The following is a 13,239-nucleotide window of genomic DNA, read 5'->3' on the forward strand; positions in this document are numbered from 1 at the left end:
AGTGTTGACGCCCCGAAACCGATTGGCTGGTTCCTTTCGAGCGCGCAGCCGGTTCCCTTTCCGGCAGCTGGTGGCCAAACAGTAACGTGGAGATTTTTTATTTCAACAGACTCTCGGGGTCACCCAAAGTAAGGGGGCCGGGGCAGTCGTTTTGCGGGCGGCCAATCAATGGTCGGAACCATGAGTTTGACTGGGTTTCCTGGCCAGAACACCGATTTGGGAAATAATCTGGCCGATCATTTCAGTTTACCAGAATGTATTAATTGGTTCTTAGGCAACCAAGGGTTACAAACTTCGATGGGATCGGCACATCGACCTTGGGTTCCAACGGGCAAGGGCAATGAACAAGATAGACAGTAATACTGTCACATTGAAGCGTAAAATATTGCGCCAAATACGGATGAATCTACGCAAAATTGGAGAAGAGTCCGGAACTTCCGCGGTCGAGTTCGCCCTGCTTTCCCCGATCTTTATCCTTCTTTTGCTCGGAATGGTTGCATACGGTATCTATTTTGGTGCAAGCAACTCCTTGCAGCAAATCGCCGCCGATGCCGCCCGCACCGCAATTGCCGGATTGAATCAGACCGAGCGCCAGGCGCTGGTGGCGAGTTTCGTCAAAAACAATGCCAGTGGATACCCGTTCGTCGATTCCGGCAAGCTGACCTATCAGGCGACGGACAGCACGGCCGACGGAAATCAGTTCGTCGTGTCGATCCAGTACGATGCCAGCAACCTGCCAATCTGGAACCTGTTGCCCAGCCTTGCGATGCCGCAAACCACGATCTCACGCAGATCGACCATCAGGATTGGAGGCATTTGAAATGTCGCAGTTCTTGCTGAGGGGCATCGGGCGGATCGCTCGGTCGATGGTTGGCGACAAGAAGGCGAACTTTGCCGTCATGACGGCGCTGATATCGCCATTCGCGTTGGGGCTGGCGGCCTTTGCTGTCGACGAAGGTTCGATCTACACGGAGCGCAGGGAAGCCCAGGCGATGACCGATCTGGCGGCGATCACCGCGGCGTCGAACATCAACAATATGGAAGCCGCGGCAGTAACCACGCTCAGTGACAACCGAATGCCCGGCATCATTGTTCAAAAGCCAGGTCAGACAATCGTTCCCACGGTTGGCAAAACCGTCGTGTCGGTCACCGGCGGCCGATACTCAGCGGCGTCCTCCGTTGGCGTCGACAAGCGCTTCGAAGCCGGTAAAACGCCTTACAACGCCGTTCGCGTCACTCTGAAAAAAATCCCCGCCCGGTATTTCGCCAGTTCGCTCATCCCTACTCCGGTCGTCGGCACCGAAGCCATTGCCAGCGTGACCCCGCAAGCGATGTTCTCGGTCGGGTCCAGGCTCCTCAGCGTCAATGGCGGCATCCTCAACGCGCTTCTCAGCAAGTTGCTGGGCGCCAACATTGCGCTCAGCGTCATGGACTACAACGCGCTGATCTCGGCCGATGTAAACGTGCTTTCGTTCGTCGATGCCCTTGCCGTACAGTTGCAACTGACAGGTGTCAGCTATTCCGACGTGCTGGCGTCAAAAGCGACGGTAGGCCAGATCGCGACTGCCATGGCCAATGCGTCCGGGTCGGGCAGCGCCAGCAAACTTGTGCTGCAGACGATCGCGTCGAGGGCCACCAACACGGTCAAGATACCCCTCAGTCACCTTATCGACCTTGGCTCGATCGGCAAGCTCGGCCTCGGACAAAAGTCTCCCGGCTTTTCCGTCGACGCAAGCGCGATGGGCATGCTGGGTGCCGCCGCCTCGCTGGCCAATGGCTCAAACCAGGTCCAGGTCGATCTCGGCGCCACTATTCCGGGACTTACCTCCACCACGCTCGCCATCGCCATCGGCGAACCGATGCAATACTCACCCTGGCTGGCCGTCGGGGAAAAAGGCACCGTGGTGCGCACCGCGCAGACGCGCATCAAGCTGGTCACCACAGTCGGCATCGGCAATTCCAATCTCGGCGGCGGCATCAGCCTGCTGTCCGTCAACCTGCCTCTGCATGTCGAAGTCGCCTATGCGGAAGCCAAGCTGACCGACATCAGTTGCCCGACGGGCCGGCCGGATAGCATCAAGGTCTCGATCGCCGCGCAGCCTGGCGTGGCCTCGCTGCACCTTGCCGCCAGCGACGCCGACAACAGCCCATCGACCTTCGCCGATTTCAGCAATCCGCAATCGTTCTCCGATGCCACGATTGCACAGGTAAGCGTGAGGCTTCTGCTGCTCACCCTCAATCTGCTCGATGTGAAGGGTTCGTCATCGCTTGCCATCACCAACAACGATCCGACCACATTGACGTTCGACAGCACCGATATCGCCAACAAGACGATAAAAACTGTCGCCACGAAAAACCTGACGCAATCGCTCACGACATCGCTGGTCAGCGGCCTCTCGCTCTCGGTCAATGCACTGGGCCTCGGGCTGGACGTGACGGCCCTGCTCGGAACGGTGAAGCCGGCGGTGGTAGCGGTTCTGAACGGCGTGACGGCGCCGGTCGACGAACTGGTCTATAACGTGCTTGCAGCTGTCGGCGTGCATGTCGGCGAAGCTGATGTGCGGGTTGTCGGCGCGACTTGCGGGCGCTCCGTGCTCGTTCAATGAGATGATGAAATAGAGCTCAGCCGATCCGGCCGAGGAAGCAGCCCAGCGGCGGCAGCGACAGAGTTCTTTCCTGCAAGACGCCGGCAGCACCGCCAAGATCTATCGGCTCTATCGCTTCCACATCCGGTGGCAAGTGCCAGCCGGCCGGCTCGTCGGCGAAATTGAAGACACAAAGCAGCTTTTCGTCACCGCCTTCGCGAATGAAAGCAAGGACGTCGCCTTCGGCATCGAGGAACCGGATCGAGCCTCGAACCAGCGCCGGATGCTGCTTGCGCAAGGCCAGCATCGCCCGGTAGCTCGCCAGGACGGAGGTTTGCTCGCCATCCTGGACGTCGACCGCCCGGGCGCGATGGCTTGCCGGCACCGGAAGCCACGGCTTGCCGGTCGAAAAGCCGGCATTGTCGGCACCAGCCTCCCAGACCATCGGCGTTCGGCACCCATCCCGCCCCTTGATTGCCGGCCAGAAGCGGATGCCGAAGGGATCGCGCAAATCCTCGAACGCCAGTTCGGCCTCCTCCAACCCGAGTTCTTCGCCCTGGTAGAGGCAGATCGATCCGCGCAGGCAGGAAAGCAGCACGATCGAGAATTTCGCCACCCTGTCCGGATCGCCGCCCGGCTTTGTCCAGCGACTGACATGGCGCACGACATCGTGGTTGGAGAACGCCCAGCAAACCCAGCCGTCGAACACCTTACTTTCGAAGGCCTCGACACAGCCACGCACATGCGACGCCGAAAATTGCGGGCCGAGCAGGTCGAACGTGTAGGACATTTGAAGCTTGTCGCCACCGCCGGTATAGGCGGCGAGTGTTTGCAAGGAACGAGTTTCGTCGCCAATCTCGCCGACAGCGACGCGGCCTTCATATTCGTCAAGCAAGGCCCGGAAGCGCCTGAGGAAAGCAAGGTTTTCCGGCTGGCTCTTGTCGAAGAGATGCTCCTGATAGAGATAGGGGCTGGTTGCCGTATTGGTGCCGGCGACGCTTTCCGCCAAAGGCGGGTTGCTGCGCAGCCAGCGGTCGTGGACGTAGTAGTTGACGGTATCCAACCGGAAACCGTCGACGCCGCGCTCGAGCCAGAACCGCACCGTTTCCAGCAGGGCGTCCTGCACCTGCGGATTGTGGAAATTCAGGTCCGGCTGCGAGGCGAGGAAATTGTGCAGGTAATATTGCCTGCGCGTTGCGTCCCATTCCCAAGCCGGGCCGCCGAAAAGCGACAGCCAGTTGTTGGGGGCGGTGCCGTCGGGCTTCGCATCGGCCCAGACGTACCAGTCGGCCTTGGGGTTGTCGCGGCTCGTGCGGCTTTCGACAAACCATTCGTGCCGATCCGACGAATGCGACAAGACCTGGTCGATAATCACCTTCAGGCCGAGCCGGTGTGCCTCGGCAACCAGCGCGTCGAAATCCTCTGATGTGCCGAACGTCGGATCGACGGCGCAGTAATCCGAAACGTCGTAACCCATATCGGCCATTGGCGACTTGAAGAAAGGCGACAGCCAAACCGCGTCGACACCGAGCGATGCGACATGGGCCAGCCTCGAGGTGATGCCGCGGAGATCGCCGCTGCCGTCGCCTGTCGTATCCTGGAAGGAGCGCGGGTAGATCTGGTAGATGACGCAGCCGCGCCACCATTCGGCATTGTCAGCCATCATGGCTCTCCCCTGCGCCCGCCCGCGCTGTCCTGCTTTCGATCATGAACAAGACCGTTCGCCCAGGCACCGGCCGTGAGATATCGCCACTATCCGGTTCGATAGCTGGGCGCCAAAGAAAACCCGCCCGTTCCGGCAGCGTGAACATGCAGGCCCGGCGGTCGCCATTGATGACCACCGCAAGGCGACTGTTCTCACCGCTACCGAGAACCATGACCAGCCGGTGCCGCCTAGCATTGTGCCAGGCTGCCTCGTCGAGCGGCACGCCGGTTTCCGTCAGCCAGGCTACGTCTGGGATTTCCGAGCCCGCAGGCGGTTCTCCGGTCAGGAATGTTGTGTCCAAAAGCGCCGGCACGGCACGACGCATCTTGGCGAGCAGAACCGTGTACCGCTCCAGCGCCCGGTCGCGCCCGGACCAGTCGAGCCAGGTGATGTCATTGTCCTGCGCGTAGGCGTTGTTGTTGCCGCGCTGCGTGCGGCCGAACTCGTCGCCGGCCGTCAGCATGATCGTGCCGCGCGAGGCAAAGAGCGTCGCCAGCAGCGCGCGCTGATCATCGAAACGGACCGTAACGATCGCCCGGTCGCCGGTTTCGCCCTCGACGCTATTGTTCCAGGACAGGTTGTCGTCGTGACCATCGCGGTTCTGTTCGCCATTGGCCTCGTTGTGCTTGTGCTCATAGGAAACGATATCGGCCAGCGTCATGCCGTCATGCGCAGCGATGAAATTGACGCTGCGGCTCATTGTCTGGCCTGCTTTGGCAAAGACGTCGGACGAACCGGCAAGCCGCGTCGCCAACGCACCGATCATGCCGCCGTCGCCGCGCCAGAAGCGGCGGATATCGTCGCGGTATCTGTCGTTCCATTCGAGGAAGTGCGGCGGAAAATTACCCAGCTGATAGCCATCCGGTCCAATATCCCAAGGCTCGACGATCAGCACCCGGTCGCCAAGAACAGGATCTTTGCGAATGGCGTTCAGCAGCGGCGCATCAGCGTCGAAAACGCCGTCGACGCGACCCAGAACGGGCGCCAGATCGAAGCGGAAACCGTCGACGCCGGCATGGCGCACAAAGTGACGAAGCGTGTCGAGGACCATTTCCCGGACGACCGGATGATCGCAGGCGAGCGTATTGCCGGTTCCGGTGTCATTGACCAGAGCGCCGTCGGCCTCGTGCCGGTAATAGGCGCGATTGTCGAGCCCGCGCAGCGACAATGTCGGGCCGAGCCGGTCGCTTTCGCCGGTGTGGTTGAACACCAGGTCGAGGATGGTGCCGATGCCGGCCACGCGCAGCGCGGCGACCGTTCCGCGCAACTCGGCCAGACCGCCGGGCGCCAGTCGCGGATCGAGCGCCATAAAGGTCACGGGATTATAACCCCAGGCGTTGCGCAGCCCGAGGGACGGTAAATGCCGTTCGTCGATCGATGCAGTCACCGGCATCAACTCAATGGCTGCGACGCCGAGTTTTCGCAGATGCTCGACAACGAGGGGGTGAGCGAGCGCTGCAATGGTGCCGCGTTGTTTCTCGGGAATGTCCGGATGCAGCTTTGTGAAAGCGCGTACCGGCACCTCGTAGATGAGGCCGCCGGGCCGAAATAGAGGCGGCAAAGCAGGCAAGGGTTCCGGCAAGACGCCAGCAATGGCCTTCGGCATCAGCGACGCCGTGTCGGCCCCCTCGCCCCGGCGCGCGGCCAGCCGGCCGTCATAGGCATAGGACCTGTCGATCTCGACGGCATAGGGATCGGCCAGCAGCTTGTCGGGATCGAACCAGAGACCGTGTTCCGGCGCGTAGTCGCCATCGGCGCGGAACCCGTATCGGGTGCCGGCGCCGAGACCGGCAACAAAAAGTGCGTGGACGCCCTCGCCTTCCGACTGGAGTTCCAGCCGGTCGACTTCGCGGTTGCCGTGTTCGTCGAAAATCGAGATCCAGATGCGCCGAGCCGACGAGGACCATGCGGCGAAGCGAATGCCTTCCTTGGTGATGGTTGCGCCGAGTTGGCTCACGCGCGCTCACAGCAGCAGGTCGTAGACAGTTTGAGGCGTTGCCAGGTTAGTTCCCCCTTCTCCCCTTGTGGGAGAAGGTGTCGCCGAAGGCGACGGATGAGGGGTGCTCCAGCTTGGCACCCACGGCGATCCGTCCAACACCCCTCATCCGTCTCGGCGCTACGCGCCGATCCACCACCCGGGGGCGAGCCACGGGTCTCGGCCCGTCCTTCGGACCCCACAAGGGGAGAAGGAAAGGCGCGCCGCTCCAGGCTCACGTAATCACGCTCGGCTTGGCGCGGCCGGTATGGCTGCGAATCCCGGCAATGTCGTCGGCCGCCGCGATCAAATCGGCAAGCGCCTCCTGGGTGTCGAGATCGTGGCGGCTCTTGTCCGGCTCGTAGCGCTCGACATAAAGACGTAGCGTCGCGCCCGAGGTGCCGGTGCCGGACAGGCGAAAGACGACGCGTGAGCCGCCTTCGAACAATACCCTGATGCCCTGGTTCTTGCTGACCGAGCCGTCGACCGGATCGTGATAGGCGAAATCATCGGCGCTGGCGATCGTCATGCCGCGCACGCTGGTGCCAGGCAGCGAGCCGAGCTTGGCGCGCAGCTCGTCGACAAGGGCGTTGGCACGGTCGGTCTCGACCTCCTCGTAATCATGGCGCGAATAGTAGTTACGGCCATAGGCCGCCCAATGCTGGGTGACGATCTGCTTGGCGCTTTCGCCGCGCACGGCAAGGATGTTGAGCCACAAAAGCACGGCCCACAGGCCGTCCTTTTCGCGGACATGGTTGGAGCCGGTTCCGGCACTTTCCTCGCCGCAGATCGTCGCCATGCCGGCATCGAGCAGATTGCCGAAGAACTTCCAGCCGGTTGGCGTTTCATAGATGCCGATGCCGAGCTTTTCGGCGACCCGGTCGGCAGCACCGCTGGTCGGCATCGAACGGGCGATGCCTTTCAGCCCGGCCTTGTAGCCTGGCGCCAGATGGGCGTTGGCGGCGAGCATCGCCAGCGAATCCGACGGGGTGATGAAAATGCCCTTGCCGATGATCAGGTTGCGGTCGCCGTCGCCATCCGAGGCAGCGCCAAAGTCTGGCGCATCCGGCCCCATCATCTCGTCATAGAGGTGTTTTGCATGCACCAGATTGGGATCTGGATGGTGGCCGCCGAAATCCGGCAGCGGAATGAAATTGCGGGCGGTGCCGTTGGGCGCGCCGAGGCGGTTTTCGAGGATCTCCTTGGCGTAGGGGCCGGTCACAGCATGCATGGCGTCGAAGCGCATGCGGAAGCCTGATTTGAACAGCGCCCGCAAGGCATCGAAATCGAACAGGCTTTCCATCAGTTCGGCATAGTCGGCGACCGGATCGATGATTTCGACGGTCATGTCAGCCGCCTTGACCGTGCCGATCGTGTCGATGTCGACCGGCCCGATATCGGCGATCTTGAAGCTCGAAATCGCCTTGGTTTTTTCGAAGATCGCGTCGGTCAGCTTTTCCGGCGCCGGGCCGCCATTGCCGGCATTGTACTTGATACCGAAATCCTCATGCGGGCCACCCGGATTGTGGCTGGCCGACAGGATGATGCCGCCGAAGGTCTTATATTTGCGGATGACATGCGAAGCGGCCGGCGTCGACAGGATGCCGCCCTGCCCGACCATCACCTTGCCGAAGCCGTTCGCCGCGGCCATGGCGATGGCCTTCTGGATGACCTCGCGGTTATAGAAGCGGCCGTCGCCGCCGATCACCAGGGTTTTGCCCTCGAACCCGTCCAGGGCATCGAAGATCGACTGGATGAAGTTCTCGGCATAGTGCTCCTGCTGGAACACCGGGACTTTCTTGCGCAGCCCGGAGGTGCCGGGCTTCTGGTCGGGATAGGGTTTGGTGGCGATAGTGCGGATCATCAGTCAGGCAGCCCTTTTCGAAAGCAGCAAGCGATAGAGTTGGACATATTTTTCGGCGCTTTTGTCCCACGAAACGTCGGCCTTCATGCCTTGCCGCTGCATCGACGTCCACACTGCGAGATTGGCATGCGCCTCGACAAGGCGGCGGACGGCGTACAGCAGGGCGCCGGCGTTGGCGGGGGCAAACTGGAAACCGGTCGCCACGCCGGCAGAGATGGCGGCTTCGTTGGCATCGATGACCGTGTCGGCAAGGCCGCCGGTGCGCGCGACGACCGGCACGCAGCCATAGCGCAGGCCGTAAAGCTGCGTCAGCCCGCAAGGTTCGAAGCGCGATGGGATAATGATGGCGTCGCAGCCGCCCTGCATGGTGTGGGAGAGTCCCTCGTCATAGCCGACGACGACGCCGATGCGACCGCGATGGCGGGCTGCGGCGGCAAGCAATGCGCCTTCCAGCCCAGCGTCGCCAGACCCAAGGATTGCCAGCCGTGCACCCGCCGCGACGATGCCGTCAACGGCCGCAGCCAGTATGTCCATGCCCTTTTGCCAGGTCAGCCGGCTGACAACGCAGACGATCGGGCTGTCATCGCGATCGAGGCTGAAACGGTCCTCGACCGCGGCCTTGTTGGGCATTCGCGCCTTGAGCGTCTTTGCGGTGTAGTTGGAGGCCAGATGCTTGTCGGTTTCCGGGTTCCAGATCTCGGTATCGATGCCGTTGACAATGCCATGGAGATCGACGGATCGCATATTAATCAGGCCGTCGAGGCCCATGCCGAATTCAGGCAAGCGGATCTCCTGCGCATAGGTCGGGCTGACCGTGGTGATCGCCCACGCGGCCTGCAGGCCGGCCTTAAGGAAGCCGACGCCGCCATAATATTCGACGCCGTCGAGCGCCATCGCCGCCGCCGGCAGGCCAAGCTCGCCAAAGATGCCGGCGCCGAACTGGCCCTGGAAGGCGAGGTTGTGGACGGTGATCATCGACGGTGTGCCGACCGCCTTGCCGTAGCGCATGTAGGCAAGCGTCATTGCCGACTGCCAGTCATGGGCATGGACGATATCTGGCAGGTAGCCCGAGATCGCGCCGCCGGCAATATCACCGCCTACCTGGCTCAAGGCCGCGAACCGGCGCCAATTGTCCGGCCAGTCGGCGCCCGTCGCGTTGCCGTATGGGCCGCCGGGACGGTCGAAAAGATGCGGCGCATCAAGCACGAACAGGTCGAGCCCGGCGATCTGGACGGCATGCACCGAAGCCTTGCCGCCCTGCAGCAATGGATATTGCTGAACCGCCTTCTTTTTCCTGAAGGCTCCCATCACCTGAGGATAGCCGGGGACGAGCGTGCGCATGGTGACGCCCTTGCCGGCCAATGCCACGGGCAACGCGCCGGTTACGTCGGCGAGCCCGCCGGTCTTGACCAGCGGAAAGATCTCGGGCGCCACCGACAGAACCTGCATGCACTACGATCCCAGCCTGTTGATCATGTCCTGCGTGACGAGGCAGATGCCTTTTTCCGAAACGCGGAAACGCTTGGCGTCGAGGACAGGATCCTCGCCGACCACCAGACCCTCCGGGATCCTGACGCCGTGATCGATGACCACGCGCTTCAGCCTCGCACTGCGGCCGACATGGACGTCGGGCAGCATGACGACCTCCTCCAGCGTCGAATAGGAGTTGATGCGCGCGCCGGTGAAGATCAGGCTTCGCTTCAGCGAGGCGCCCGAAACGATGCAATCGCCCGACACGAGAGACGACACGGCCGACCCGCGGCGGCCATCCTCGTCATGCACGAACTTTGCCGGCGGCTTCAACTCGGCGTAAGTCCAGATCGGCCAGTCGCGGTCGTAGAGGTCGAGTTCCGGCGTGATGTCGGTTAGGTCGATATTGGCTTCCCAGTAAGCGTCGACCGTGCCGACGTCGCGCCAATACGCCTCATTCTCGGCGGTCGAGCGCACGCAGGATTTGGCGAAGCGATGCGCGATCGCCTTTCCGTGCTCGACGATATAGGGGATGATGTCCTTGCCGAAGTCGCGGCTCGAGCCGGGCTCCGCCGCATCGCGACGCAATTGCTCCATCAGGAACTTGGTCTTGAACACATAGATGCCCATCGAGGCCAGCGCGAAATCGGGTTTGTCGGGAATGCCCGGCGGATCGGCTGGCTTTTCGATGAAGGAGATAATGGTGTCCTTGTTGTCGACATGCATGACGCCGAAGCCGGTGGCTTCCATGCGCGGCACTTCGAGGCAGCCGACGGTGACATCGGCGCCGGCCTCTACATGCTGGCGCAGCATCATTTCGTAGTCCATCTTGTAGACGTGGTCGCCGGCCAGGATGACCATGTATTCCGGCCCATAGGCCTCGATGATGTCGATGTTCTGGTAAACGGCGTCGGCGGTGCCCTCATACCATTGCGTTTCCGACACACGCTGGCTGGCCGGCAGGATGTCGAAACTCTCGTTACGCTCGGGCCGCAGGAAGTTCCAACCGCGTTGCAGATGGCGGATTAGCGAATGCGCCTTGTACTGGGTGGCGACGCCGAGGCGGCGGATACCGGAATTGAGCGCATTGGAGAGCGCGAAGTCGATGATGCGGGTCTTGCCGCCGAAATAGACCGCCGGCTTGGCGCGGCGGTCGGTCAGCTCCTTGAGCCGGCTGCCACGGCCGCCGGCCAGCACATAAGCCATGGCGTCGCGTGCCAGCGGCTGTGTTCGTTTTATTTCAGCCATTCCTATCCTCCCAGGTTAGATGCTCCAGACATAGCTCAGTCCGGGACGAATTCGAGCATGATCGTCGACAGCGGCGGCAAAAGCATCGTCGCCGAAATGCCTCCTCCTTCCGCCCGAGCCTCGACGACCCCGCTATTGCCCTTGCCGGAACCGCCATAATCCGTGGCATCGGTGTTGATGATCTCGCGCCATTTTCCGGCCTGCGGCAACGGCACGCGGTAATTGTCGCGCGGCACCGGCGTGAAGTTGGAAATGACGGCGACCGGGTTGCCGCCCGGCGCGCTGCGCAGCCAGGCAAATACCGAGTTCGCGCTGTCGTCGACAATCAGCCAGGAAAAGCCCTCCGGCTCGCAGTCGCGGGCATGCAGCGCAGGGCGCGAGCGGTAAAGATAGTTCAGATCGCGCACAGTCTGCCAGACGCCGCGGTGGAGCCGGAAATCGAGCAGGTTCCAGTCGAGCGCGCGCGCCTCGCTCCACTCGCGGCGCTGCGCGAACTCCTGGCCCATGAACAACAGCTTCTTGCCGGGATAGCCCCACATGAAGGCGTAGTAGGCGCGCAGCGTCGCGAATTTCTGCCAGTCGTCGCCGGCCATCTTGTTGAGCAGCGTGCCCTTGCCGTGCACCACCTCGTCATGGGACAGCGGCAGCACGAAATTCTCGCTGAAGGCGTAGACCAGGCCGAAGGTGATGTCGTTGTGGTGATGCTTGCGGAAGATCGGCTCCTTGGAGAAATACTCCAAAGTGTCATGCATGAAACCCATGTTCCACTTGAAACCGAAGCCCAGTCCGCCTTCATGCACCGGCTGCGAGACTTTCGGCCACGAGGTCGATTCCTCGGCGATGGTCATCACGCCCGGATGATGGCCGTAGACCTCCTTGTTCATACGCTGCAGGAAACTGACCGCTTCGAGGTTCTCCCGCCCGCCCTTCTCGTTGGGAATCCACTCACCGGCCTTGCGCGAATAATCGAGATAAAGCATCGAGGCGACCGCGTCGACGCGCAGTCCGTCGACGTGATATTTCTCGGCCCAGAACAGCGCATTGTTGACCAGGAACGAAATCACTTCGCGGCGCCCGAAATTATAGATCGCGGTGTTCCAGTCGGGATGGAAGCCCTTGCGCGGATCAGCATGTTCGTAGAGTGCGGTGCCGTCGAATTTTGCCAGCCCGTGTTCGTCAACCGGAAAATGCGCCGGCACCCAGTCGAGGATGACGCCGATGCCGGCGCGATGGGCGCCATCGACGAAGCGGGCAAAACCGTCCGGATCGCCAAAGCGGGCAGTCGGCGCATAGAGACCCGTCGTCTGGTAGCCCCAGGACGGGTCATAAGGGTGTTCGGAGATCGGCATGAATTCGATGTGGGTAAAACCGGTCTCGACCACGTAAGGGATCAGCCTGTCGGCGAGCTCGTCCCACGACAGGAAGCTGCCGTCGTCGTGAAGCCGCCATGACCCGGCATGGACCTCGTAGATCGATACGGCTTCGCGCCTGTGGTCGGCATTGCGCCAGTAGTTCCGGTGCGCCTCGTCACCCCATTCATGCGCCGGCGGCAGCGCCGTCACCGAGGCGGTGGCCGGGCGCAGCTCGGACTTGAAGGCGAACGGATCGGCTTTGAGCGGCAATCTCACGCCATCCGGCCCGATGATTTCATACTTATACGGGCGGCCAGCGCCGATGTCGGGAATGAACAGCTCCCAGATGCCGGTGTCGCGGCGGACGCGCATGGTATGCCTGCGGCCGTCCCACTCGTTGAAGTCGCCGACCACCGAGACGCGCCTTGCATTGGGCGCCCACACCGCAAAATGCACACCCGATGCACCTTCATGGTCGATGAGATGGGCGCCGAGCTTGTCGAACAGCCTGAGATGCGATCCTTCGGCGATGTAATAATCGTCCAGCGGGCCGAGCACGGGGCCGAAGGAATATGGATCGGTCAGCCACCAGTCACCGCCGGAGTTCCTGGCATGATAGCGCAGCGGCTGGCGTTTGCGCAGCGACAGTTTGCCCTCGAAGAAGCCGCGGTCGTCGCGTCTCGACAGCTCGCCGGCCTTCTTGCCGGTCAACGTGTAGGCGGTGACGAACTCGGCATGAGGGACGAAGCAGCGGGCGACAAAGCCCTTCCCCGCCTCATGCACGCCAAGCACGGCAAACGGGTCGCCATGCGTGCCGGCGACAATCGCCGCGACATCGCCGGCTGGCGCCAGTCCGTCCGGCCCGCTTGTCGCAACGGTTGCGCGCGGCTTGCTCATCAGGCAGTGTCCCTCCTCGGGCACTAAGTGTGTGTTTCTAGTGAAGTTTTGAATTCGACAGTCGCAGGCCGCCTGACCTTCCAAGGGATGCGAAGGTCAAATCACTCCACTAGGGCCACATTGTTCCTGGTCTCATGCAATCA

8 protein-coding genes are annotated in these 13,239 nt (G+C 62.1%); 2 read left to right on the forward strand and 6 right to left on the reverse strand.

Features of this window, described 5'->3' with window-relative positions; genetic code table 11:
- Nucleotides 1-400 precede the first annotated feature (400 nt).
- Nucleotides 401-820, forward strand: a complete 420-nt coding sequence (locus tag NKI19_RS10675; RefSeq protein WP_352566541.1) for a TadE family protein — start codon at nt 401-403, stop codon at nt 818-820.
- Between the two features lies 1 nt (nt 821).
- Nucleotides 822-2,606, forward strand: a complete 1,785-nt coding sequence (locus NKI19_RS10680) for a pilus assembly protein TadG-related protein (protein ID WP_352566506.1) — start codon at nt 822-824, stop codon at nt 2,604-2,606.
- Between the two features lie 16 nt (nt 2,607-2,622).
- On the opposite strand, the gene bglA is transcribed toward NKI19_RS10680, so the two are convergent.
- The 6 genes from bglA to glgB form a co-directional block, all read right to left on the reverse strand.
- Entirely contained in the window at nt 2,623-4,251 is a 1,629-nt protein-coding gene (gene bglA, locus NKI19_RS10685) for a beta-galactosidase BglA (RefSeq protein ID WP_352566504.1), read from the reverse strand.
- Nucleotides 4,241-6,247, reverse strand: a complete 2,007-nt coding sequence (gene glgX / locus NKI19_RS10690; RefSeq protein ID WP_352566502.1) for a glycogen debranching protein GlgX — start codon at nt 6,245-6,247, stop codon at nt 4,241-4,243. The genes bglA and glgX overlap by 11 nt, the downstream gene beginning before the upstream one ends.
- Nucleotides 6,248-6,500: 253 nt before the next feature.
- Entirely contained in the window at nt 6,501-8,129 is a 1,629-nt protein-coding gene (locus tag NKI19_RS10695; RefSeq protein ID WP_352566500.1) for an alpha-D-glucose phosphate-specific phosphoglucomutase, read from the reverse strand.
- Nucleotides 8,130-8,132: 3 nt separating this feature from the next.
- A complete protein-coding gene (glgA, locus tag NKI19_RS10700) occupies nt 8,133-9,578 on the reverse strand; it encodes a glycogen synthase GlgA (protein WP_352566498.1) in 1,446 nt (481 codons plus the stop codon).
- 3 nt (nt 9,579-9,581) lie between these two features.
- A complete protein-coding gene (glgC, locus tag NKI19_RS10705) occupies nt 9,582-10,847 on the reverse strand; it encodes a glucose-1-phosphate adenylyltransferase (RefSeq protein WP_352566496.1) in 1,266 nt (421 codons plus the stop codon).
- A gap of 35 nt (nt 10,848-10,882) precedes the next feature.
- Nucleotides 10,883-13,096: a 1,4-alpha-glucan branching protein GlgB gene (gene glgB, locus NKI19_RS10710; RefSeq protein ID WP_352566494.1), complete on the reverse strand. Its 2,214-nt coding sequence runs from the start codon at nt 13,094-13,096 to the stop codon at nt 10,883-10,885.
- Between the last annotated feature and the right edge of the window lie 143 nt (nt 13,097-13,239).

Origin of the sequence: Mesorhizobium sp. M0751 (assembly GCF_040320265.1) — a bacterium.
Classification (GTDB): Bacteria; Pseudomonadota; Alphaproteobacteria; order Rhizobiales; family Rhizobiaceae; genus Mesorhizobium.